Origin of the sequence: Saccharothrix texasensis, from assembly GCF_003752005.1 — a bacterium.
GTDB classification, from domain to species: Bacteria; Actinomycetota; Actinomycetes; order Mycobacteriales; family Pseudonocardiaceae; genus Actinosynnema; species Actinosynnema texasense.
The window spans coordinates 6,346,553-6,368,426 of the sequence record NZ_RJKM01000001.1; the positions used below are offsets into that span (position 1 = coordinate 6,346,553).

The following is a 21,874-nucleotide window of genomic DNA, read 5'->3' on the forward strand; positions in this document are numbered from 1 at the left end:
CGGTTCGGTGTGTTCGCGCCCGGACAGCTCGCCTGCTGCGCCTGTCTGGGGTGGCTCGCGCTGATCTTCGCCCCGGTCGGGGGTGCGGCCTGATGGCGCGCTGGGTTGATCCGGCTCCGTTCGAGGGTGCCCGGCCTCGGGTGCCGTGGTGGGCGTTGGTGCCGGGCAAGCTGAAGTGGCTGGCCCTGGTGGTCGCCGTGGTGTGGCTGGCGCTGGTCGGCGTCGTGCGCCTGGTGCTCGTCGTGGTCCGGTACCCGGTGGTCACGCTGGTGCCGTTGGCAGCGGCCTGGTGCTGGCTGCGGTTCGGGCTGTCGCCGCTGGTCCTGGCCTTGCTGAGCCTGACGGCGGGGTTCACGATCTGGGCCGGACTGGATCGGGGATCGTTCCTGCGGCACGTGTGGTTCCGGCTGGTCACCGAGTACCGGCGGGCGACGGTCTACGTGCTGCGTTGGCGCACCACCATGCGCCTGGCGGAGCTGGCCAAGGACAACCGGGGACGTGAGTACCGGCCCAAGCTGCGGCGCGTCCGGTCCGAGGGTTGGCGGGACCGGGTCCGGGTGCGGATGATCCCGTCGCAGGCACCTGAGGCGTGGGAGCTGCGCCGTGACGGCCTGGCGCACTCGTTCGGGGCGCAGTCGTGCCGGGTGCGGGTGCTGCGGCCGAAGGTGATCGAACTGGACTTCATCCACTCCGACCCGTTGGCCCGGTCGCTGCCGGTGCCGAGTCTGGCCGACGATGCGGACGCGGTCGATCTCAAGCGGGTGGTGGTCGGACGCACGGAGACCGGCAAGCCGTGGCGGATTCGCTTGCAGGGCAACCAAGTTCTCGGCGTCGGCGTGCAGGGTGCGGGCAAGGGATCGGTGTTGTGGTCGATCATCTGGCACCTTGCTCCGGCGGTGCGGGCCGGTCTCGTGCGCCTGGTGGGCATCGACCCCAAGGGCGGCATGGAGCTGGGGCAGTGCCCGGACGCGTTCGCCCGGCTGGTGTTCGACAACGGCCGTGAGGCGGTCGAGCTGCTGGAGGAGCTGGCGGCCGAGGTCAAGGAGCGTGCGGCGCGGTACCGGGGTGTCCGCCGGCTGTGGGCTCACTCCAACGGTGAGCCGTTCACGGTGCTGGTGGTCGATGAGCTGGCGGACCTGATCGCCTACCAGCCGGACAAGGGCCTACGGGACCGAGCCACCCGCGCCATCCAGACGATCACCTCCCAGGGCCGTGCTCCGGGCTTCTGCGTCCTGGGCCTGGTGCAGGACCCACGCAAGGAGGTCGTGGGCTTCCGGCACCTGTTCGGCACCCGCGTGGCGCTGCGCCTGGACGAGTCGGCGCAGGTGGACATGGTCCTGGGCGACGGTGCTCGTGCCCGTGGCGCGGCGGCCCACGAGATCAGCGAGCAGACACCCGGCGTGGCCTGGGTCAAGACCGATGGGCGCGGTGAGCCGGAGCGCGTGCGGGCCTTCCACGTCACCGACGCGGACCTTGTCGAGCTGGGCGTCTACCTGGCCGACGCGACCGTGCACGAGTTCCCGAACCGACCCGATGGCGACGCGACCGGAGGTGCTGCGGCATGACCACCCCTGTTGTCCCTGCGGTGCCGCTCGACGTGGCGGGCATGACCTCGGCCGAACGCGCCCGCCTGCCGCTGTCCCTCGACGTGGTCAAAGCGGCGGCCGAACAGCACGGCGTCTGCACCCGGCCGGTCCTGCGGGAAGTCGTGGACCTGGACACCGGAGAAGTGCGGATCGTCGGCATCCGCTGCAACTCCACCCAGGCGACCAAGTGCCCGGCCTGCGCCGAACGCAACCGACGCTCCCGCATGGCCCAGTGCCGCGAGGGCTGGCACCTCGACCACGAACCCGTGGCCGAACGTCACGCACCCACCACCGATCAGGTCGAGCTGGTCACCTACCGCTCGGACCTGACCGCCGAGTACCGCCGTGCCGTTGCTGAGGGTGCGGTCGACCAGGTGGAAGACCTACGCGAGGGCATCCGGGAGGCCGATGCGGACCTGAAGCGGGAGGGAGTCCGCGGGAACCTCCCCAACGTCGAGCGTCCTGGTCGACCGGCGCCCACGCGCTCCACCCGGCGCAGGCAGGACGCGCCCAACCTGCCTCGTCGCAAGGTCGCCAAGCGCACCGTGGGGCGGGAGTTCGCGGGCAAGTACCGGCCCTCGACGTTCATCACGCTCACACTCGACACCTACGGCAAGGTCACCTCGGACGGTGCCCCGGTCGACCCGAACACGTACGACTACCGGCGGGCGGCTCGAGACGCCGTGCACTTCGCCTCCCTGGTCGACCGGTGGTGGCAGAACCTCCGCCGGGTCGTCGGCTTCGACGCCCAGTACTTCGGCACGGTCGAGCCACAACGCCGCATCACCCCGCACGCCCACTTCGCCGTGCGCGGCTCCATCCCGCACAAGGTCATCCGCCAGGTCACCGCAGCCACCTACCTCCAGGTGTGGTGGCCCGACCACGACCACCTGAAGTACAGCGGCGAACGCCTGCCGGTCTGGGACATGCGCACCAAGGGCTTCGTGGACCCGGACACCGAACAGCCGTTGACCACCTGGGCCGACGCCGTGGCCGACCTGGATGCTCCGGCCCACGTGGCCGGGTTCGGCCGCCAGGTGCACTCGAAAGGCATCCTCGGAGGCACGGAGGAGTCCGGGCGGCACATCGGCTACCTGACCAAGTACCTCACCAAGTCCATCACCGAAGTGGTCGAACAGGACGCCTCACCACGCTTGGCCGACCACGCCGACCGCCTGGCCGCCGAGCTGGCCGTCACGCCGTGCTCGGAGCGCTGCGCGGTCTGGCTCCTCTACGGCGTCCAGCCCAAGGGCGTCACGTCCAAGACCACACCCGGCCACTGCAAGGGCAAGGCACACCGCCGAGACACCCTCGGCCTGCCCGGTCGTCGGGTCCTGGTCTCGCGTCGCTGGTCGGGCAAGACCCTCGCCGAGCACAAGGCGGACCGGGCCACGTTCGTCCGCGAAGCGCTCAAGGCTGCGGGCATCGCCAAGCCGGAGGACGAGCGAGCGCGGCTCCAGTGGGGACCGGTCCGGCCTGGTGACCCACACGCCCCGTCCAGGACAGAACTGCTGATGCACATGATCGCCCAGCGGCTCGCCTGGCAGGCCGAGTACCAGCAGGCGCAAGCCACGCTCACGCATCTGCGACGACCCGGCCCCGATGTTTCAGCAACTCGACCGCTGGCCGCTTGAACTGGGGGGATGCCATGAGTGACACGCGGGAGATTGATCGGCTCTGGAGCGTCGAGGACGTGTCGGCCTACCTCGGGGTGCCGGTGAAGACGCTCTACCAGTGGAAGTGGCGGGGTGAGGGCCCACCGGTGCGGAAGATCGGAAAGTACCTGCGCTACGTGCCTGACCAGGTGCGCGCGTGGGTTGACGGCCTGACCGACCGAGCGGCGTAGGGGGGCTGTCGTGGGACACGTGCAAGACCGCTGGTGGAAGGAAGTCCGCGACCCGGCCACGAAGGAGGTCAAGCGGGTCAAGACGGCTCTGCACGGGCAGGGGATGCGGTACAGGGTGCGGTACCTCGACCCGGAGGGGAATGAGAAGGGCAAGAGCTTCCCGGACCGCGCGAAGAAGGCGGCGGAGGACTACCTGCGCGAGGTGGAGTCGGCCAAGCACTCCGGCGACTACCGGGACCCGAACGCCGGGAAGATCACCCTGCGGACCTACGGGGACGAGTGGTTTCGCGGGATGGCGTTCTCCGGTGGGACGCGGGCCTCCGTGCGGAGCCGGCTCGACAGCCTGATCTACCCGAAGCTCGGTGAGGTCGAGTTGGGCGCGCTGCTGCCTCGGCACATCCGTGACTGGCTGGCCTGGTTAACTTCCAAGAAGATCGCCAACAGCACCCGATCGGTGTGCTTCGTCCACCTGTCCGCCATCCTCGACGCGGCCGTCGATGACAGGCGGATCGGCTCCAACCCGTGCAAGGTCAAGAGCGTGCCCCGGCCGCAACCGGACAAGCGGAAGATCGTTCCGTGGTCTCCGGGAAAGGTGGCGGCGGTCCAGGCAGAGTTGCCGGAGCGGTACCGGCTCGCTGTCGTGTTGGGTGCCGGCTGTGGCCTTCGGCAGGGTGAAGTGTTCGGGCTCTCCGACGCGGACATCGTCCGTGAGGCGAACATGCTTCACGTCGTCCGGCAGGTGACCGTGGTCGACAACCGCTTGGTGTTCGCGCCTCCGAAGGGCGGCAAGGAGCGCTCATTGCCGCTGGCGCAGTCGGTCCTGCGGGATATCGACGCCCACATCCGGCAGGTCGAACCGGTGACGGTCACGCTGCCGTGGAAGGAGCCGGACGGCCCGCCTGAGACCGTGCGGCTGGTCCTCTCCACGGACGCCGGGGGAGCGGTCTACCGGTCAGACTTCAACCGACTGGTGTGGCGGCCCGCGCTCGACAAGGCGGGCATGGGGCGGACCAAACGGCAGGACGGCATGCACGCCCTGCGGCACTTCTTCGCCTCGGTCCTGCTCGACGGCGGCGAGTCGATCAAGGCTCTGGCCGAGTGGCTGGGTCACGCCGACCCGGCATTCACGATGCGCGTGTACACGCATCTGCTTCCGTCAAGCAATGATCGAACTCGACGAGCCGTGGACAAAGCAATGCAGGCGATCCGCCATGTTGGCGATCTTCCTCTGGCCTCGTAGCGACGAGCACTCCTGAAAATGTCGGACCTGCGAATTACCCTGCCCGCCAACTGCAAGGTAAGCGTGGAAAAGAGGTGGACATGGCAAGCGTCTCGTGGAACTTCGACAAGAATGCGATCAACAAGGCTGCTCGTGAGGCGGTGAAGGAGCACGTTAAGAAGAACCTTCAGCCGGCTCTTGATCGGGTCTTTCAGCGGTGTGCAGGGCAGCCGGTCGAGGAGGTCAAGAAGCAGTTGGCTGCCGAGTGGAAGCGCGCCACTGGCGAGAACCTCGACAAGAGGAAACTGGACACATGGGCGGAAGCCATCGCCGGTAACACCCGTGTGCGGCTGGAGGCGAAGTAGTTCAGCGGCGGCCTGGAAACGGCCTGACGGCTGCGTTGAGTGCGTTTCCGCTGGTCAAGAACCTTGGTCAATGAAGGTCAAGTACAAGGAGACCGCGCGCGGCGGCCTGGCCGTGAACGTCATCGAGTGCTGACGTGGGCGTGGGAGGCGGTGGACGGCCGCCTCCCGCGCCCGCCTGGTCAGGGCAGGACGGCCTCGATCGCCTTGACGACGGCCTCGTCCTCAGGCTCGGTGCGCGGCCGGAACCTCGCGACGACCTCGCCGGACGGGGCCAGCAGGAACTTCTCGAAGTTCCACTGCACGTCACCGGCCGCGCCGTCGGTGTCCGCGAACGCCGTCAGCTCGGTGTACAGCGGGTGCCGGGACGGGCCGTTCACCTCGACCTTCTCGAACAGCGGGAACGTCACGCCGTAGGTGGTGGAGCAGAACGTGGCGATCTCCTCCGCCGTGCCCGGCTCCTGCCCGGCGAACTGGTTGCACGGGAACCCGACCACGGAGAACCCCTGGGCCGCGTACCGCTCCTGCAACCGCTCCAGGCCCTGGTACTGGGGCGTCAGCCCGCACTTCGAGGCGACGTTCACCACCAGCACCGCCTTGCCGGCCAACTCGCCCAGGCTCGACGGCTCACCGGACAGCGTGCGCAGCGGGATGTCGTGGATGCTCATGCCCGCGAGGCTACGTGCCGTTCGACGAGCGCACGCAGGGCCGTCATCTCCGCCGCCAGCGCGGTCACGCCCGCCGCCGTCACCCGGACCCACGTCCGGGGCCGCTTGCCGTCGTACCCCTTCTCCACCGCGACCAGCCCGGCCTGCTCCAGCACCGCGATGTGCCGCGACAGGTTGCCCGCGGTCAGCTCCAGGGTCGACCGCAGGTAGCCGAACTCGACCCGCTTCGCCTCCGCCGCCACGGTGAGGATGCCCAGCCGGTGCTTCTGGTGCACCACGTCGTCCAGCGACGCGGTCGGGTGCTCAGCCACGCCGCAAACCCGCCAGGCCGCCGACGACGAGCACCAACCCGGGCAGCACGACCACGCTGCCCAACGACCACGTGCTGGGCGTGACGCCCTCCAGCGGCGTGAAGCCGGCGGACACGCACAGCGCGACCAGGTACGCCGCCGTGATGGTGGTGAACCGGGTGCTGCGCTCCACCGCCGCCAGCACCACCAGGCCGAGGCCGATGGTGATGAACTGCCCGATCGCCGGCTGGTCGTGCTGAAGGACCGCCGTGCCCAGCACGGCCGCCGTCAGGGTCGCCGCGCGCGGCGCCTTCCACCGCCACAGCACGGTCGCCGCGGCGAGCAGGATCAGCCCGACCGCGGTGCCCGAGGAGAACCTGAACGGCAGGTGGTCCAGGGCCAGGCCGACCACCGGGCCGCTCAGGCCGATCGCCAGCGCGCCGAGGTAGCCCCCGGTGGACGTCTCGATGCCCACCCGCGCGCCGCGTCCGCGGTACCACCACACCGTCGCGAGCCCGCCCACCACGAGGACGGCCGTCCAGTACACGCCGAGCGCCACCGGGTGCCGCACGTCGAACCCGCGCGACGCCGACCCCGGCGCGTGCAGCGGCACGGCCAGGAACGACGCGACGCCGAAGAACAGCAGCGGGAACGAGTAGGCGTGCCGGTCCTCCCGCGCACGGCGGCGCAGCTTGGCCAGGTCACCCAGCAGGTCTGCCACTCAATCAGGTTTGCACCGCAAACCGGCCACGTCAACCGCGTGGCCGGAAGATGGTCACCACCACCCGCAGCCCGAGCAGCACGCTGATGACCAGCAGGTTGTAGCCGAACACCTGGAACAGCGAGATGTCCGGGCCGACCCGCGGCCCGCCGTCCGCGCCCAGCAGCAGCACCGCCATCACGCCCGCCGTCGCGCCGAGCACGGTCAGCATCACCTGGTGCAGCAGCGAGACGATGAACTGCCGGTCGCGCTCGTCGGCGAACAGCCGCATGCTCAGCCCCAGCCGGCCCTGCTCCAACGCGCTGGAGATCCGGTCCGCCCGCCGCGGCAGCCGCCGCAGCATGGGCAGCATCGCGTGCAGCTCCTCGGTCACGGTGCGCTTCAGCGACTCGGGCGTGAGGTGGGCGCTGAACTGCTTGTCCGCGAACGACCGCGACTCGACCACGATGTTGAAGCCCGGCGACAACGCGGCCAGCGTGCCCTCCACCGTGGCCAGCGCCCGGAACACCGCCGCGATCTCCGGCGGGATGCTCAGCCCGTACCGGTAGACCAGCTTGAACAGGTCGCCGAACATCTCGACGTCCGGCCGCATCCCGGTGCTGAGGTGCCGGGCCATGAACTGCCCGAGCGCGCGCTCCAGCTGCTGTTCGTCGATCTCGTCGGGCCGAGCCACCAGCTCCAGCAGCGCGTCGCGCAGGCCGGCCGGGTCGCCGTGGTCGATGGCGAGCAGCAGCTTGCCCAGCGCGGACCGCAGCTGCGCGTCGATCCGGCCGACCGAGCCGAAGTCCAGCATGCCGAGCCTGCCGTCACCCAGCAGCATGATGTTGCCGGGGTGCGGGTCGGCGTGGAAGACGCCGTTGAGCATCACCTGGCGCAGCAGCGCGTCCAGGAGGGTGCGGGCCAGCGCGTCGCGGTCCACCGACTCCAGCGACGCCGACCGCACGGGCGCGCCGTCCAGCCGTTGCATGACCAGCACGCGTGCCGTGCAGAGGTCCTCGTGCACGGCGGGCAGCACCACGTCCGTGCCGTCGGACGCCGCCCGCACGGCCGCCAGGTTGCGCGCCTCGACCCGGAAGTCCAGCTCCTCGCGCAACGCGGCGGAGAACCCGGCGGCCAGGTCGCGCACCCCGATCGCCTTGCCCCACCGGGTCTTGTCGTGCATGGTCGACGCGAGCCGGATCACGATGTCCAGGTCGGCCTCGGCGACCCGCCGCACGCCCGGCCGCTGCACCTTCACCACCACGTCCTCGCCGGACTTCAGCCGTGCCCGGTGCACCTGCGCGACGGACGCGGCGGCGATCGGCCGCTCGTCGAACTCGGCGAACACGTCCTCCGGCGGCTGCCCCAGCTCGGCCACCAGCACCTCGCGCACCGCGGGCCACGGCGCGGCGGGCACCTTGTCCTGCAACAGCGCCAGCTCGTCGACCACGTCCGGCGGCAGCAGGTCCGGCCGCGTGGACAGCACCTGGCCGAGCTTGACGAACGTGACACCGCCCTCCTCCAGCGCCAGCCGCAGCGACCGCGCCAACCGGGTGTCGGTGCGCTCCCGCCCGCGCAGGTAGGGGCCGAGGCCGTGGCGGAACGCGATCGCGGTGATCCGGGAGTAGCGGCGGGCGCGCGAGATCCGCCCGCGCAGGGCGCGCCACCACTCGGTGGGCGGCGGGATCGACCCGGTCGGCACCACGATCTCGGCGAAGGTCAGCAGCGCGATCATCATCAGCAGCGCGATGCCGACCTGCACGGTGGCCAGCGCGGGCGTGGTCTCCGGGCCCGGCATGGCGTTCAGCGCGGCCTCGCTCATCGACAGGCCGACCATGCACGCGAGGGTGGTGCGGATCAGCCCGACGTGGAGCCCGAGGATGCGGCGCGCGGCCAGAGCCATGCCGAGCACCAGCGCCAGGAACGTCGTCGGAACACCGACCGTGTACAGCAGGAAATCACCCATACGTCTTCCCCCAAGCGGTTCGCGCGGAGGATAGAACGGGCTTCCTGAGACGGTGCGTGTCTGACGGAAAGGTCCGATCACACGGATGGCTCAGAGGAGGCGAATCACCCGGTAGTGGCTTCGGGTAGTGCCGTGCGGCGTCCCCGTTTCACGAGTGTGAAGAGTGTTGACGTTCGGGTGCGGTAGTCCCTACGGTCGCCTGAGAGGTCCGAGGACCTTCGCACGATCCCGTGGAGGGCCACGACTTCGGCGGCGGTGTCGCGGGCCCTCCACGGGTGTGCTGCCCCGGTGCCGGTCGCCGGGTCAGAAGTCGAAGACCGGGCCGGTCTCGGCGCGCATGACGCACGAGTTCGCGAACTCGGCCTCGAACGACCGCGTCTCGCCGCGCCACGTGCCGGACGCCGTGACGCGCACCGGGTCGTACTCCAGCGTGCACAGGCCCTGGCCGGTCGACAGGCCGCCGACCTGGCCGTCCACATCGGACAGCGCGAGGCACGCCTCGTCCGCCCTGGGGTGCAGCCCGCCGGCGGGCTCGCAGGTCAGGTTCGAGAACAGGACTGAGTCGGCGCGCTGCACGCTGAGCACGAAAGAGGACTCCGGCGCGGAGAACGCGGGGATCAGCGCGGCGATCGCCGCGAACAACGGGAGTGGTGCCATGCTCCACAGCCTGGACGCCGATTACCGCTGAACTCCAGGCATCTCACCGGATCGTGTGGTTTCCGGCAAGATCGACTCAGCTCGGCCGTGCCCGGTTGCGCAACCCGTGGGTAATTGTCGAAGTGATCTGATGTGATGTGGCTCACTGTCGAGGTGGCTGTGCGCCCGCGCGGGCCAGGGTGGGTGGATGGCTTCCGAGGTGCGCAGGGTGGCGCTCGCCAGTTCCGCCGGGAACGCGGTGGAGTTGTACGACTTCCTGCTCTACGGCACCGCGTCCGCGCTGGTGTTCGACAAGCTGTTCTTCCCGTCCTTCGACCCCCGCATCGGCACGCTGCTGGCGTTCGCCACGTTCGGCGCGGGGTTCCTCGCCCGGCCGCTGGGCGGGGTGGTGATCGGCCACTTCGGCGACCGGCTCGGACGGCGGTCGATGCTGGTGCTGACGTTGACGGTGACGGGCTTGTGCACGGCGGCCATCGGGCTGCTGCCGACGTACTCCTCGATCGGGCTGGCCGCGCCGCTGCTGCTCGTGCTGCTGCGGGTGGTGCAGGGGTTCTTCCTCGGCGGCGAGCAGGGCGGCGCGACGTTGATGGCGGTCGAGCACGCGCCCGCGGGGCGGACCGGGTGGTACGGCAGCTGGACGTTCCTCGGGTCGCCGATCGGGCTGCTGCTGGCCAACGGCGCGATGGCGGCGTCGACCGCGGTGTCCGGCGACGCGTTCCTCAGCTGGGGCTGGCGGGTGCCGTTCCTGCTGAGCCTGGTGCTGGTGGCCGTCGGGCTGTACGTGCGGCTGTCGGTGGAGGAGAGCCCGGTGTTCCGCGAGGCGCGGGAGTCGGCGGGCGCGGTGCGGCTGCCGGTGGCCGTGGTGCTGCGGGAGTCGTGGCGGAAGGTGCTGCTGGGCGCGGGGGTGAACCTCGGGTTCAACATGTTCATCTTCGTGGTGGCGACGTTCGCGGTGTCGTACGGGACGCGCCAGCTCGGGATGGCGCGGGGGACGCTGCTGACGGCCGGGCTGATCGGGGCGTTCGCGCAGGCGGTGGCGATCCTGGTGTTCGCGCGGCTGTCGGACCGGGTGGGCCGGTTGCCCGTGATGCTCGGCGGGGCGGCGTTCCTGGGCGTGTTCGCGTTCCCGCTGTTCTGGCTGCTGGAGACCCGCTCCACCGGCTTGGTCGTGCTGGCGATGGTGGTGGCGTTCACGGGTTCGGCCGCCGTCTTCGGCCCCATGCCCGCTTACTACGCCGAGCTGTTCGGCACCCGTGTGCGGTACAGCGGCGTTTCGTTGAGCTACCAGCTCGGCGCCGTGCTGGGCGGGGGCCTGTCCCCGGTGATCGCCACGTGGCTCCTCGGCGTCACGCCGACCCACGCCTCGTGGCCGATCTCCCTCTACCTGGTCGTGGGCGCCGTGATCAGCACCCTCTCCCTCCTCGCCATCGGCGAAACCCTCCGCCGCCACCCCTAACCCCCCGCGAGAGTCCAACGTTCAGGGCGCGAGAGTCCAACGTTCACGCACCCTGAATTCAACGCTCGGACCGACCGCGCGGTATGCCGAATGATGAATTCAGGTGCTCCGAACGTAGGACTCTCGCGCTGTGAAGGTACGACTCTCGCGGTGTGGAGGTTGGACTCTCGGGGTTAGAGGGATTTCAGGGTGTGGAGGGTGGTGGTGAGGGCGGTGGGGGAGGCGGGGGGATTGGTGGTGTGGTGGGCGATGACGCCGTCGGGGCGGACGAGGGCGGCGCCCGTCCGGCCGATGCGGTAGCGGGTCGACAGGGCGCCGGTCGGGTCGGTGACGGCGGGGACGTGCAGGGACGGCGCGGCAACGGCGCGCCAGTCCGGGTTCAGGGTGACCAGGGTCCAGGTGCGGAACAGGTCCACAGTGGACACCTCACGGCCGTTGTGGGTCACCACGACGTGGGGCGCGCGGAAGCCCGGACGGGCGGACGGGTCGGCCGGGTCCTCCATCGGCGACGGGTCGGTGTCCTCGATCAGCACGGCGTTCGAACGGCAGCGGTAGCCCAGGGTCAGGTGCATCGGGTCGACCTCGGCCGGCACGTCCGGACCGGCCAGGTGCGGCGCGAACCGCTGCACGTAGTTCGCGTACGACCCGTCCACCACCAGCTTCGCGTACGGCCGCCGCTCGGCCTCGTAGCTGTCCAGCAGGCCGACCCCGGCCTCGCCCTTCAGCACCTCCGCGAGCTTCCACGCGAGGTCGAACCCGTCGCCGATCGCCGTGTTCCCGCCGAGCCCGCCGGTCGGCGGCGTCACCTTCGCCGCGTCGCCGACCAGGAACACCCGCCCCGCCCGGAACCGGTCGCTCACCCACGCCGCCATCTCCCACGCGGTGACCTCCAGGACGTCCGGCTCCAGGTCGGGCGCGTCCGTCGCGATCCGCAGCAGCTCGACGCACCGCTGGACCGGGTAGTCGGCGGCCGACTCGCGCGCCGGGTCGTACTCGATGGTGAACACGTTGCGCCGCGCGGTGTTCGTCGCGACGAAAGCCCCGGTGAACGCCGGGTTCCGCAAGTAGAACAAGGTCAGCTTGTCGGGCACGATGTGCGCGGTCAGGTCGGCGTCGAACACCACGCCGACGTGGCGCGTCAGCTCGCCCGGTCCCTGCCGCCCGATGCCCGCGAACCCGCGCACCACGCCCCGGTGCCCGTCCGCGCCGATCACGTAGTCCGCCCGGACGGCGTACTCGTCCCCGGCCGAACGAACCCGCGCCGTCACCCCGTCGTCGTCCTGCGCCAGCGACACCAACTCGGTCTCGAACAGCACCTCCGCGCCCAGCTCGCGTGCCCGGCGCAGCAGCACCGGCTCCACGTGGTCCTGGCTCGCCAGCGCCGGGCGCTCGGGGCTGAGCGTGGCGTCCCACTCGTCGTCCTCGTGCACGATCGAGTGAAACACCCGTCCGCGCAGGCTTTCCGCGACCTTGATCACCAGCCCGCCGCCCAGGCCCGCCTCGCCGGCCAGCACCTCGTCGGCGACGCCGGCCCGGCGCAGCACCTCCATCGTCCGGTGCGTCTGCCCGGTCGCCTTCGGGTGCGGCGACGTCCCCCGGTGCTTGGAGATGCCCAGCACCGAAACGCCCTGCTGCGCCAGGAACAACGCCGCCGTCAACCCGCTGAGCCCCGCCCCGACCACCAGCACCTGCACACGCCTGTCGTCTCCCATGACTAAGAATCTTAGTCACTGAGAGATTCGGGAAGCAAGACGCTCAGGCGAGCGAGACGACCCCACCCGAACGGGCCGACTCGAACGCCGCCTCGACCACGTCCAGCCCGGCGACCGCGTCGGCCACCGGCACCGGCGCCTGACCAGCGGCGACGGCCGCGTAGAAGTCCTGGTAGGCCCCCGGCTCGGTGCGCACCGGCTCCGTCCCGAGCACGCCCCACTGCTCCACCGGGTCCTCGCCCCACCCCTCCCCGCCGGGCACCGCGCCCGCCTTCAACGCCTCCTCCTGCGGGTCCATCCCGTGCTTCACGTACGCCGACCGGTCGCCCAAGACCCGGAACCGCGGCCCCTGCGACGCCGCCAGCGCCGACGCCCACAGGTGCGACACCGCGCCGGACGGGTGGGTCAGCGCCAGGAACGCGTCGTCGTGCGCCCGCGCGCCGGCGCGCAACGTCCGCACCTCCGCGTACACGCGCGTCGGGCGCCCGAACAGCGCCACCGCCTGGTCCACCAGGTGCGTGCCCAGGTCGAACACGATGCTGCCCAGGTCGGCCGGGTCGCCGGACTCCTTCCACCCCTCCCGGACCTCCGGCCGCCACCGCTCGAACCGCGACTCGAACCGGTGCACCCGCCCCAACGCGCCCTCGCGCACCAGCCGCGCCACCGTGCGGAAGTCACCGTCCCAGCGCCGGTTGTGGAACGGAGCCAGCAGCAACCCCCGGGCCGCCGCCAGGTCCGCCAGCTCCCGCGCCCGCGCGGCCGACGGCGCGAACGGCTTGTCCACCACGACGTTCAGCCCGTGCTCCAGCGCGGCCCGCGCGTGCGCGGCGTGGTGCCGGTTCGGCGTGGTCACCACGACCAGGTCGAACTCGTCGGCGCGCCGCCACACCTCGTCCACGGACGCGATCAGCTCGGCCTCCGGGTAGCGGGACGCCACCTCGGCCCGCCGCTCGGGGTTGCCGGTGACGACGGCGGCCAGCGCCAAGCCGGGCGTGGTGGACAGGAACGGTGCGTGGAAGGCGGCTCCGCCGAGCCCGTAGCCGATCAGTGCGGTGCGCATGCACCGAACCCTAAGCGTCCCAAGTCGTGGACGCCCTGTCGTGGACGGTGACCCACCGCTACGTTCAGCGCATGATCCCGCTGGTGGCCCGTCGGCACGTGGACCGCGTGCGCGTCAGCAGCACGGCTTGTCGCCTCGGCTGATCCAGCCCGACAAACCCGCACGACCGGTGTCTTCGGCGTGCCGGAAAACCCAGAGCCAGACAAGGAGCCACCACAGCATGTCCTGGTCCTTCGACACCAAGCAGGTCCACTCCGGCGCCGCGCCGGACCCCACGACCGGCGCGCGTGCCACCCCGATCTACCAGACCACGTCGTTCGTGTTCCGCGACTCCGCGCACGGCGAGGCGCTGTTCAGCCTGGCCGAGCCGGGCAACATCTACACCCGCATCAACAACCCCACGCAGGACGTGCTCGAGCAGCGGGTCGCCGCGCTGGAGGGCGGCGTGGCGGCGGTGGCGTTCGCGTCGGGCCAGGCCGCCGAGACCGCCACCGTGCTCAACCTCGCCCGCGCCGGCGACCACCTGGTCTCCAGCGCCTCCCTCTACGGCGGCACCTACAACCTGTTCCACTACACGCTGCCCAAGCTGGGCATCGAGGTGTCCTTCGTGGACGACCCCGACGACCTGGACGCCTGGCGCGCCGCCGTGCGGCCGAACACCAAGCTGTTCTTCGCCGAGTCGCTGGCCAACCCGCGCAGCACCGTGCTGGACATCGCGGCGGTCGCCGAGGTGGCGCACGCGGCGGGCGTGCCGCTGGTGGTGGACAACACCGTGCCCACGCCCTACCTCGTGCGGCCGATCGAGCACGGCGCGGACATCGTGGTCCACTCGGCCACGAAGTACCTCGGCGGGCACGGCACCGCGGTCGCGGGCGTGGTCGTGGACGGCGGCACGTTCGAGTACTCCGACGCGGCGAGGTTCCCGGACTTCAACGACCCCGACCCCAGCTACCACGGACTGCGGTACTGGCCCGCGCTCGGGCACGGCGCGTTCGCCGCGAAGCTGCGGGTGCAGGGCCTGCGCGACACCGGCGCCGCCATCGCGCCGCTGACCAGCTTCCTGATCATCCAGGGCATCGAGACGCTGTCGCTGCGCATCGACAAGCACTCCTCGAACGCGCTGGAGCTGGCCCGGTGGCTGGAGGCGCGCGACGAGGTGGCGAAGGTGCACTACGCGGGCCTGCCGTCGAGCCCCTGGCACGGGTTGGCGCAGAAGTACCTGCCGACCGGCGCGGGCGGCGTGGTGTCGTTCGAGCTGCACGGCGGCGTGGCGGCGGGTCGGGCGTTCGTGGACGGCGTGGAGCTGTTCAGCCAGCTGGTGAACATCGGCGACGTGCGCAGCCTCATCGCCCACCCGGCCAGCACCACGCACAGCCAGCTCACGCCCGAGCAGCAGGTCGTCTCCGGGGTCACGCCCGGCCTGGTGCGGCTGTCGGTGGGCATCGAGGGCGTGGAGGACCTCAAAGCCGACCTGGAGGCGGGGTTCCGCGCCGCCAAGTCGGTGCGGTGAGCCACGGGTCCACTTCCGGGAAGACCCCTCCCACCGCCGGCGGGTGGCGGGAGGGGGACCCGAACGGGCGACGCCGGTGGTTGCGCGGCGGCGCGCTGCCCGGTCTGCCCGGCCTGTCGATCGCCTACGAGACCTGGGGCGCGCTGAACGCGGACCGGTCGAACGCGGTGCTGGTGCTGCACGCCCTGACCGGCGACAGCCACGTGGCGGGCCCGGCCGGACCGGGCCACCCCACGCCCGGCTGGTGGGACGGGCTGGTCGGGCCGGGGCGGGCGCTGGACCCCGAGCGCTGGTTCGTGGTCGCGCCGAACGTGCTGGGCGGCTGCCAGGGCACCACGGGGCCGTGGGCGACCGCGCCGGACGGCAGGCCGTGGGGCCCGCGGTTCCCCCGCCTCACGGTGCGCACGCAGGTGGCCGCCGAGGTGCTGCTGGCCGACGCGCTGGGCGTCGACGCGTGGGCCGCCGTGCTGGGCGGCTCCATGGGCGGGATGCGGGCGCTGGAGTGGGCGGTGTCCGAGCCCGACCGGGTGCGCGCACTGCTCGTGCTGGCCGCGCCGGCGGCGTCCACGGCCGAGCACATCGCGCTGGCGTCCGCCCAGCTGCACGCCATCCGGCTCGACCCGGTCGGCGGCCTCGGCGTGGCCCGCCGGATCGCGCACGTCGGCTACCGGGGCGAGGCGGAGCTGACCGCCCGGTTCGGCCGCGAGAAGCGCGCGGACGGCCGGTTCCAGGTGGAGTCCTACCTGGACCACCACGCGGACAAGCTGGTCCGCCGGTTCGACCCGGCCAGCTACGCCACCCTCACCGAGGCCATGAACAGCCACGACGTGGGGCGCGGGCGCGGCGGTGTGCGGGCCGCGCTGCGCCGGGTCACGGCGAGGACCCTGGTGGCGGGCATCGACTCCGACCGCCTGTACCCGCTGCGGCAGCAGGCCGAGGTCGCCGACGCCGTGCCCGGCGCCGGCGACCTGCGCGTGGTGACCTCGCCCTACGGCCACGACGCGTTCCTCATCGAGGTCGACCAGGTGTCGAAGCTGGTCTCGGAACTGCTCGGAACCGGCTAGAACCCGGCCGTGATGCGGGTGAACTCCCAGTCGGCCTGCGGGATGCCGCTGCACGTGGACGACACCTGGCCGTCGCACCCGCCGCGGTCGCGGTTGACCGCCCAGAACGCGAACCGGGCCAGCCCGTTGGACTTCGACCAGTCGCGCAGCTGCGTCCACGTCTGGGCGGTCGTCACCTCGCGCTGGTCGGACAGGCCGTTCATGCCCGAGATGCCGACGTGCCCGAACGCCTGCGCGTCCGACCACCCGAACGTGGTCTTCAGCTTGTTCTTCAGCCCGGTGGCGGCGTTGATCGTGTCCGTGCCGATGTTCGAGCTGCCGAAGTCGAACGGCATGATCGTGAACACGTCGACGCCCGCGCCGATCGCCGCCGCCCGCTCGATCAGCCGGTTGCCCCACGAGTTCGGGCCGGTGGTCGTGGTGCCGAACGTGACGATCGTCTGGATGCCCGGGTTGGCCGCCTTGACGATCTTGAGCGCCTCCAGGATCCGGTCCTGCACGGCGGCGTTCTCGAACTCGTCGGTGTTCTCGATGTCGATGTCGATGGCCTTGAGCCCGTAGGCGTTGATGACCTGCTGGTACGCGCCGGCCAGCGCCTGCGGGGTCGAGCAGTTCGGGCCGAGCTTGTTGCCGCTCCACCCGCCGAACGACGGCACGACGTCACCGCCGGCCGCGCGGATCTGCTGGATGGCCTGCGCGTCGATGCCGCCGGCCAGCGGCCGGTTGCCGTCCCACGCGGGGTTGCAGCCGCCGGACGACAGCACGAACGCCATGGTGAACCACTTGACGCCGGTGGCGCTCATGATCGTGGCCGGCGCGGGCGGGTTGCCCCAGCCGAGGAACAGGTAGGGCGCGCCGCGTCCGCCGGTCGGGTTGGTGCCCGGCTGGGTGGTCGCGGAGACCTGGTTCGACGGGCCGGAGGTGTTCGACGCGGCGTCGCGCGCGCGCACCGCGAAGGTGTACGCGGTGGAGGCGTTCAGGCCGGTCACGGTGGCCGTGGTGCCCGTGACGGTGGTGGCGACCGACGTGCCCCGGTACACGTCGTACGCGGTCACGCCGACGTTGTCGGTCGACGCGGTCCAGGACAGGGAGACGGAGTTGCTGGTGGTGCCGGTGACGCGCAGGGAGCCGGGCGCTCCGGGCGCGACCGTGTCGCCGCCGCCGCCACCGGTGCAGGGAGCCCCGTTGACGGTGCAGTTGAGCGGCGCGCCGGAACCGGTGCCGACGAAGCCGAAGCTCGCCGACGCGCCGACGCCCAGGGCGCCGTTGTACTCGCGGTTGGACGCCACGTAATGATCACCCGTTCGGGTGACAAGTGCGTCCCAGTACGACCCGAGCGAGGTGCCCGCGGGCAGGTCGAACTCGATGCGCCAGGAGCTGATGGCGGACGGTCCGCCGTTGGCGACGGTGAACTTGGCCTCGAAGCCGGTGCCCCAGTCCTGGGTCTTGGCGAAGGTGGCGGTGACGCCCGGCGCCGCTTGCGCGGCCGGGCCGACGATCAGCGAACCTACGGCTATCGCGCCTGCTGCGAGCAGCGCGCTCGTGCGCCGTGACAGCGCTCGTCGTGACATGAAGGGGTCCTCCTCGGCGGGATCGGCAGGGTGAATCGCGCCCACCTCGGAGAGTGGTCTAGACCAAATAAAAAGGCAAGGCTCTTTACTGTTCTGCCGGCTCGGAGGCGCGGCGGAACCGGGCGAAGGGGACTATTCGTCCAGGGCGGTCGCGATCCACGGCGACACGGGCAGGTCGCGCAGGCCGCACTCCACGGCCAGCTTCACCGTCCACCGCAGGGCCTGGAGCACCACCGTGGCCAGCTCCTGCGGCTGCCCGTTGGCCAGCGCGATCTCGATCTGCTCGGCCGCGGCCTCCTGGTCGCCGTGCACCTCGGCGAGCAGCGTGCGGATCGCGGTGCGCACCGGCGGGTCGGCGTCGTCGATCGGCACCTCCTGCCCGTCCTCGTCGAAGACCTGCATCTTGACCGGGGTCGCACCGCCCGAGCCGAGCGCGGCGACCATGCCGCTGCACTCGGAGAACAGCAGGAGCACCAGCTCCCGGATCTCCTCGTTGCCCTCGGGCGAGCCGCTGAGGTACCCGGTGACGAGGTCGACCGCGACCGCGTCCTCCCCGACCTTGGCTGCGGTCAGGGCCTCACCGGCCACGGCCTGGAGCCGCGACCAGCGATCCGGATCTTGCTGCGGGTGCATTCAGCCATCTTCCAACACGGAGTAGGGGCGCACAGCTCTGCATATTGCCTACCCGGTGGCGTTCGCCCACCGCAACGGCTTGTCCGGCGCGCCGCCTCTCGGGTATGGCGCGGTCGGGCGCGTCGTACCCGGGTATGACAGACCCCGGTGGCATGTGCCGACGCGGTCCCGCCGCCTAGCATCGGGGCCGTGATCCGCACTGTCCTCCAGGTCGTGCTGTTCCGCGACCGGTCGCGGGTCTTCGACGGCTTCCGCTTCCGCCACCCGCTGGTGGCGCTCGTGCTGCTCTACGGCCTGATCATCGCGACGGGGGTGAGCTCGGACTACGTCACGGTGGAGGACCCGGACGGCTGGTGGCCGCTGCTGTTCGCCGTCGTCGCCGGCAGCACCGCGCTGACCCTGCGCTCCACGCTCGTGGCGTGGCGGCTGGCCACGGCCGGCCTGGTGGCCACCCGGCTGCTGATGCCGTCCGAGCCGTCGGTCCTGGGCAGCTGGCAGTGGTGGTGGTACGTGCCGGTGCTGCTGGCGGTCGCGACCGCGCACCGCGGCCGGGTCGTGCTGCTCGTGGCGTCGATCACGTGCGCCGTGCTGCTCTCGATGGACCAGGGCGCCGACGTCCTGCAGGCCATCGCCCTGCTGCTGGTGGTGCTCGTGCTCGGGTACGCGGTGGGCGCGCGCGGCCGGGCCGAGCGGCGGTTCCACGCGGAGCAGGACGAGAAGGCGGCGCTGGTCGAGCGCGCCCGGATCGCCCGCGAGATGCACGACGTGGTCGCGCACCACATGTCGCTGGTGGTGGTCCGGTGCGAGACCGCGCCCTACCGGATCGCGGACCTGCCCGAGGCGGGCGAGCGGGAGTTCGCCGAGCTGGGCGCGGCGGCCCGGGCCGCGATCACCGACATGCAGCAGCTGCTCGGCGTGCTCCGGGAGTCCGGCCGGCAGGCCGACCGGACGCCGCAGCCGGGGCTGGCCGACATCAGGTCGCTGCACGCCGACGCGGCCGTCACCGACGCCGAGGTGCCGGAGGCGGTCGGCCTGACCGCGTACCGGATCGTGCAGGAGGCGCTCACGAACGCCGGTCGCCACGCGCCCGGCTCGACCACGTCGGTGGCCGTCGACCTGGTCGACGACGAGCTGCGGGTCGTCGTGCGGAACACGGCGGGAGGGCCGTCGCTCGGCGGTGGCGGCGGGCACGGGCTCAGGGGCATGCGGGAACGGGTGGCGGTGCACGGCGGTTCGCTGACCGCCGAACCGACCCCGGACGGGGGGTTCGCGGTGCGGGCGACGGTTCCGGTGGGCCGGCGATGATCCGGGTGCTGGTGGCGGACGACCAGGAGATGGTGCGCGAGGGCTTCTCCGCGCTGCTGGACGCCCAGCCGGACATCAGCGTGGTCGGGTCGGCCGGCGACGGCGTCGCCGCCGTCGGCGAGGTCCGCCGGCTGCGGCCGGACGTGGTGCTGATGGACGTGCGGATGCCGGAGATGGACGGGCTGACCGCGACCAGGCTGCTGGCCGACGACCCGGTCAAGGTGCTCGTGCTGACCACGTTCGACCTCGACGACTACGTCTACGAGGCGTTGCGGGCCGGTGCGAGCGGGTTCCTGCTCAAGCACGCGCCCGCGAGCGAGCTGCTGGCCGCGGTGCGGGTGGTGGCGCGCGGCGAGGCCCTGCTGGCGCCCTCGGTGACCAAGCGGCTCATCGAGGACTTCGTGAAGGCGCAGCCGGTGCGGGCGGTCAAGCCCGCCGCGCTGTCCGCGTTGACCGAGCGGGAGACCGAGGTGCTGGGGCTGATCGCGCAGGGCCTGTCGAACGGCGAGATCGCCGCGCACCTGGTGCTGGCCGAGCAGACGGTGAAGACGCACGTGAGCCGGGTGCTGATGAAGCTCGGCCTGCGCGACCGCGCGCAAGCCGTGATCGCGGCCTACGAGTCCGGCCTCGTGGTACCCGGGTAGGGCCTCGGGATCGGCACCGCGGGGTGACGATCCGCGCGGCGTGGTCTCCCTAGCTTCGACGCCATGCCGAAGAAGATCGCGTTGGTGGCCGCGCTGCTGGTCCTGGCGGTGCCGGGTGGCGACCCGCCGCCGTTCACGCCCCGGATCGAGGTGCACGGCGACCTCTCCCGGGCCGCGCACGTCGCCGTCGTGGTTCCCGGGTCCGATGTGGACGGACGCCGGTTCGGCGCGACGGTCGGGCGGATGGCGCGCGACCTGCACGCCGCCGTGGGGCGGGACGACGTCGCGGTGGTCGCGTGGCTGGGGTACCGGACGCCGTCCGGGCTTGGCGTGGACGCGGCGGGCGGCCGGTTGGCGCGGGCGGGCGCGGTCGCGCTGGACGAGTACGTGCGGACGTTGCCGGGGCACGTGCACCTGCTGTGCCACAGCTACGGGTCCGTGGTGTGCGGGCTGGCCCAGCCGACCGTGGACGACGTGGTGCTCCTCGGGTCGCCCGGCGTGCGGGTGGACGCCGTCACGTCCGGCGCGCGGGTCTGGGCGGCGCGCGGCGGCCGGGACTGGACGCGCTGGGTGCCGGCGGTGCGGCTGGGCGACCTGGGGCACGGCGCCGACCCGGTCGACCCGGCGTTCGGCGCGCGGGTGCTCGACGTCGGCGACATCGGGCACGACGAGTACTTCCGGGAGGGCACGGCGTCGTTGCGCGCCCTGGCCCGGATCGCGGCGGGGGAGACGCCGTGAGCCGGGATCCGGTGGTCGACGCGACGCGGGCCGTCGCCATCGCCGGCGTCGTGCTGGGGCACTGGCTGGTGACGGCCGTGGTGCTGACGGGTGACGGGCTGGTGGTCGACAGCCCGCTGCGGTGGATGCCGGAGCTGGCGCCGGCGACCTGGGTGCTCCAGACGTTGGGGCTGTTCTTCTTCACCGGCGGGTTCGGCGCGGTGCGCTCGGGCGCGCCGTGGTGGTCGCGGGTGCGCAAGCTCGTGCCGCCGGTGGCGGTGCTGCTCGGCGCGTGGGCGGCGGTCCTGTTCGGACTGTCGATGCGCGGGTTGTCGCAGCAGACCGTGATGACCGTCGGGTACCTCGTCGTGACGCCGCTGTGGTTCCTCGGCGTGTACGTCGTGCTGTCGGCCTGCACGCCGTTGCTCCGGCGACTGGGGTGGTGGGGCGTGGTGATCCCGGTCGTGCTGGTCGCCGTGGACGTCGGCTGGGTGGAGGTCGGCTGGGTGAACGTGGTCGCGGTGTGGTGGGCGCCGTGGCAGGTGGGCGTGCTCGCGGCCCAGCGGGGTCACCGCCGTTCGTGGGGTGCGGCGTTGGCCGTGGGCGGCGGGGTGGCGTTCGCGTCGCTGCTGGCCGCCGGGTACCCGGTGAGCGCGGTCGGCGTGCCCGGCGCGGCGGAGTCGAACCTGTCGCCGCCGTCGGCCGCCGCGCTGGCCCTGGCGCTGGCGCAGGTGGGTCTGGTGCTGCTGGTCCGGCCGGCGTCCCTGGCCCGGCGGCCGCTCGCGCGGGCGCTGAACGCGCGGGCGTTGCCGATCTTCCTGGTGCACCAGAGCGCGGTGCTGGTGGTGACGTTGGCCGGTTCCGCGTTCGGCTCGTTGCGCGGCCTGCACACGCCGCCGTCCGATGCC

General features: G+C 71.8%; 20 protein-coding genes and 1 pseudogene. 12 read left to right on the plus strand and 9 right to left on the minus strand.

Annotated features, from left to right (window positions below; genetic code table 11):
- Window positions 1-92: 92 nt before the first annotated feature.
- The 5 genes from EDD40_RS28200 to EDD40_RS28220 all read left to right on the plus strand — a co-directional run bounded on the left by EDD40_RS28200 (window position 93) and on the right by EDD40_RS28220 (window position 5,016).
- Window positions 93-1,565, plus strand: coding sequence for an FtsK/SpoIIIE domain-containing protein (locus tag EDD40_RS28200; protein ID WP_123745598.1), 1,473 nt, complete (start codon window positions 93-95; stop codon window positions 1,563-1,565).
- A complete protein-coding gene (locus EDD40_RS28205; RefSeq protein ID WP_123745599.1) occupies window positions 1,562-3,220 on the plus strand; it encodes a replication initiator in 1,659 nt (552 codons plus the stop codon). Before EDD40_RS28200 ends, EDD40_RS28205 begins: the two co-directional genes overlap by 4 nt.
- A 14-nt stretch (window positions 3,221-3,234) precedes the next feature.
- The gene (locus tag EDD40_RS28210; protein WP_123745600.1) at window positions 3,235-3,432 is read left to right on the plus strand and encodes a helix-turn-helix transcriptional regulator; all 198 of its coding nucleotides are present in this window, start codon (window positions 3,235-3,237) and stop codon (window positions 3,430-3,432) included.
- A 19-nt stretch (window positions 3,433-3,451) separates the two neighbouring features.
- Window positions 3,452-4,672 (plus strand): tyrosine-type recombinase/integrase, encoded by a 1,221-nt coding sequence (locus tag EDD40_RS28215; RefSeq protein ID WP_246037852.1) that lies wholly within the window; start codon window positions 3,452-3,454, stop codon window positions 4,670-4,672.
- Window positions 4,673-4,752: 80 nt separating this feature from the next.
- On the plus strand, window positions 4,753-5,016 hold the full coding sequence (locus tag EDD40_RS28220) for a hypothetical protein (RefSeq protein ID WP_170185217.1): 264 nt from the start codon (window positions 4,753-4,755) through the stop codon (window positions 5,014-5,016).
- Between the two features lie 179 nt (window positions 5,017-5,195).
- On the opposite strand, the gene EDD40_RS28225 is transcribed toward EDD40_RS28220, so the two are convergent.
- From EDD40_RS28225 to EDD40_RS28245, 5 genes are all read right to left on the minus strand, one after another.
- Window positions 5,196-5,681 (minus strand): glutathione peroxidase, encoded by a 486-nt coding sequence (locus tag EDD40_RS28225; RefSeq protein WP_123745603.1) that lies wholly within the window; start codon window positions 5,679-5,681, stop codon window positions 5,196-5,198.
- Window positions 5,678-5,992, minus strand: a complete 315-nt coding sequence (locus tag EDD40_RS28230; protein ID WP_123745604.1) for a transcriptional regulator — start codon at window positions 5,990-5,992, stop codon at window positions 5,678-5,680. The genes EDD40_RS28225 and EDD40_RS28230 overlap by 4 nt, the downstream gene beginning before the upstream one ends.
- Window positions 5,985-6,692: a hypothetical protein gene (locus tag EDD40_RS28235; RefSeq protein WP_123745605.1), complete on the minus strand. Its 708-nt coding sequence runs from the start codon at window positions 6,690-6,692 to the stop codon at window positions 5,985-5,987. Before EDD40_RS28235 ends, EDD40_RS28230 begins: the two co-directional genes overlap by 8 nt.
- 31 nt (window positions 6,693-6,723) lie before the next feature.
- Window positions 6,724-8,637 (minus strand): ABC1 kinase family protein, encoded by a 1,914-nt coding sequence (locus tag EDD40_RS28240; protein WP_123745606.1) that lies wholly within the window; start codon window positions 8,635-8,637, stop codon window positions 6,724-6,726.
- Between the two features lie 303 nt (window positions 8,638-8,940).
- Window positions 8,941-9,294: an SSI family serine proteinase inhibitor gene (locus EDD40_RS28245; protein ID WP_123745607.1), complete on the minus strand. Its 354-nt coding sequence runs from the start codon at window positions 9,292-9,294 to the stop codon at window positions 8,941-8,943.
- A 187-nt stretch (window positions 9,295-9,481) separates the two neighbouring features.
- On the opposite strand from EDD40_RS28245, the gene EDD40_RS28250 reads away from it, so the two are divergent.
- Window positions 9,482-10,750, plus strand: coding sequence for an MFS transporter (locus EDD40_RS28250; RefSeq protein WP_123745608.1), 1,269 nt, complete (start codon window positions 9,482-9,484; stop codon window positions 10,748-10,750).
- A gap of 173 nt (window positions 10,751-10,923) precedes the next feature.
- On the opposite strand, the gene rdmE is transcribed toward EDD40_RS28250, so the two are convergent.
- Both rdmE and EDD40_RS28260 read right to left on the minus strand, forming a co-directional pair.
- Window positions 10,924-12,462 (minus strand): aklavinone 12-hydroxylase RdmE, encoded by a 1,539-nt coding sequence (rdmE, locus tag EDD40_RS28255; RefSeq protein ID WP_123745609.1) that lies wholly within the window; start codon window positions 12,460-12,462, stop codon window positions 10,924-10,926.
- A gap of 43 nt (window positions 12,463-12,505) precedes the next feature.
- The gene (locus EDD40_RS28260; protein WP_123745610.1) at window positions 12,506-13,522 is read right to left on the minus strand and encodes a Gfo/Idh/MocA family protein; all 1,017 of its coding nucleotides are present in this window, start codon (window positions 13,520-13,522) and stop codon (window positions 12,506-12,508) included.
- A gap of 220 nt (window positions 13,523-13,742) precedes the next feature.
- On the opposite strand from EDD40_RS28260, the gene EDD40_RS28265 reads away from it, so the two are divergent.
- Together EDD40_RS28265 and metX are read left to right on the plus strand one after the other, a co-directional pair.
- On the plus strand, window positions 13,743-15,032 hold the full coding sequence (locus tag EDD40_RS28265; RefSeq protein ID WP_123745611.1) for a bifunctional o-acetylhomoserine/o-acetylserine sulfhydrylase: 1,290 nt from the start codon (window positions 13,743-13,745) through the stop codon (window positions 15,030-15,032).
- On the plus strand, window positions 15,029-16,096 hold the full coding sequence (gene metX, locus EDD40_RS28270) for a homoserine O-acetyltransferase MetX (RefSeq protein WP_123745612.1): 1,068 nt from the start codon (window positions 15,029-15,031) through the stop codon (window positions 16,094-16,096). The genes EDD40_RS28265 and metX overlap by 4 nt, the downstream gene beginning before the upstream one ends.
- Here metX and EDD40_RS28275 read toward each other — a convergent pair.
- Both EDD40_RS28275 and EDD40_RS28280 read right to left on the minus strand, forming a co-directional pair.
- Window positions 16,093-17,667: a cellulose binding domain-containing protein gene (locus EDD40_RS28275; protein ID WP_123745613.1), complete on the minus strand. Its 1,575-nt coding sequence runs from the start codon at window positions 17,665-17,667 to the stop codon at window positions 16,093-16,095. The genes metX and EDD40_RS28275 overlap by 4 nt on opposite strands.
- A gap of 132 nt (window positions 17,668-17,799) precedes the next feature.
- Window positions 17,800-18,300: a hypothetical protein gene (locus tag EDD40_RS28280; protein ID WP_123745614.1), complete on the minus strand. Its 501-nt coding sequence runs from the start codon at window positions 18,298-18,300 to the stop codon at window positions 17,800-17,802.
- A 189-nt stretch (window positions 18,301-18,489) separates the two neighbouring features.
- Here EDD40_RS28280 and EDD40_RS28285 point away from each other — a divergent pair, with 189 nt between their 5' ends.
- The 4 genes and pseudogenes from EDD40_RS28285 to EDD40_RS44850 all read left to right on the plus strand — a co-directional run.
- A complete protein-coding gene (locus EDD40_RS28285) occupies window positions 18,490-19,605 on the plus strand; it encodes a sensor histidine kinase (protein WP_123745615.1) in 1,116 nt (371 codons plus the stop codon).
- A complete protein-coding gene (locus EDD40_RS28290; protein WP_123745616.1) occupies window positions 19,602-20,249 on the plus strand; it encodes a response regulator in 648 nt (215 codons plus the stop codon). Before EDD40_RS28285 ends, EDD40_RS28290 begins: the two co-directional genes overlap by 4 nt.
- 63 nt (window positions 20,250-20,312) lie before the next feature.
- Window positions 20,313-20,987, plus strand: a complete 675-nt coding sequence (locus EDD40_RS28295) for an alpha/beta hydrolase (RefSeq protein WP_123745617.1) — start codon at window positions 20,313-20,315, stop codon at window positions 20,985-20,987.
- A 68-nt stretch (window positions 20,988-21,055) separates the two neighbouring features.
- A pseudogene (locus EDD40_RS44850) lies at window positions 21,056-21,871 on the plus strand (acyltransferase family protein); the annotation flags it as partial.
- Window positions 21,872-21,874 lie beyond the last annotated feature (3 nt).

Bases quoted from the DNA above. Each gene is read 5' to 3' on its own strand.
- EDD40_RS28200 (WP_123745598.1), top strand. From the start codon at position 93: ATGGCGCGCTGGGTTGATCCGGCTCCGTTCGAGGGTGCCCGGCCTCGG.
- EDD40_RS28205 (WP_123745599.1), top strand. From the start codon at position 1,562: ATGACCACCCCTGTTGTCCCTGCGGTGCCGCTCGACGTGGCGGGCATG.
- EDD40_RS28210 (WP_123745600.1), top strand. From the start codon at position 3,235: ATGAGTGACACGCGGGAGATTGATCGGCTCTGGAGCGTCGAGGACGTG.
- EDD40_RS28220 (WP_170185217.1), top strand. From the start codon at position 4,753: ATGGCAAGCGTCTCGTGGAACTTCGACAAGAATGCGATCAACAAGGCT.
- EDD40_RS28225 (WP_123745603.1), bottom strand. From the start codon at position 5,681: ATGAGCATCCACGACATCCCGCTGCGCACGCTGTCCGGTGAGCCGTCG.
- EDD40_RS28240 (WP_123745606.1), bottom strand. From the start codon at position 8,637: ATGGGTGATTTCCTGCTGTACACGGTCGGTGTTCCGACGACGTTCCTG.
- EDD40_RS28245 (WP_123745607.1), bottom strand. From the start codon at position 9,294: ATGGCACCACTCCCGTTGTTCGCGGCGATCGCCGCGCTGATCCCCGCG.
- EDD40_RS28250 (WP_123745608.1), top strand. From the start codon at position 9,482: ATGGCTTCCGAGGTGCGCAGGGTGGCGCTCGCCAGTTCCGCCGGGAAC.
- rdmE (WP_123745609.1), bottom strand. From the start codon at position 12,462: ATGGGAGACGACAGGCGTGTGCAGGTGCTGGTGGTCGGGGCGGGGCTC.
- EDD40_RS28260 (WP_123745610.1), bottom strand. From the start codon at position 13,522: ATGCGCACCGCACTGATCGGCTACGGGCTCGGCGGAGCCGCCTTCCAC.
- EDD40_RS28265 (WP_123745611.1), top strand. From the start codon at position 13,743: ATGTCCTGGTCCTTCGACACCAAGCAGGTCCACTCCGGCGCCGCGCCG.
- EDD40_RS28275 (WP_123745613.1), bottom strand. From the start codon at position 17,667: ATGTCACGACGAGCGCTGTCACGGCGCACGAGCGCGCTGCTCGCAGCA.
- EDD40_RS28280 (WP_123745614.1), bottom strand. From the start codon at position 18,300: ATGCACCCGCAGCAAGATCCGGATCGCTGGTCGCGGCTCCAGGCCGTG.
- EDD40_RS28290 (WP_123745616.1), top strand. From the start codon at position 19,602: ATGATCCGGGTGCTGGTGGCGGACGACCAGGAGATGGTGCGCGAGGGC.
- EDD40_RS28295 (WP_123745617.1), top strand. From the start codon at position 20,313: ATGCCGAAGAAGATCGCGTTGGTGGCCGCGCTGCTGGTCCTGGCGGTG.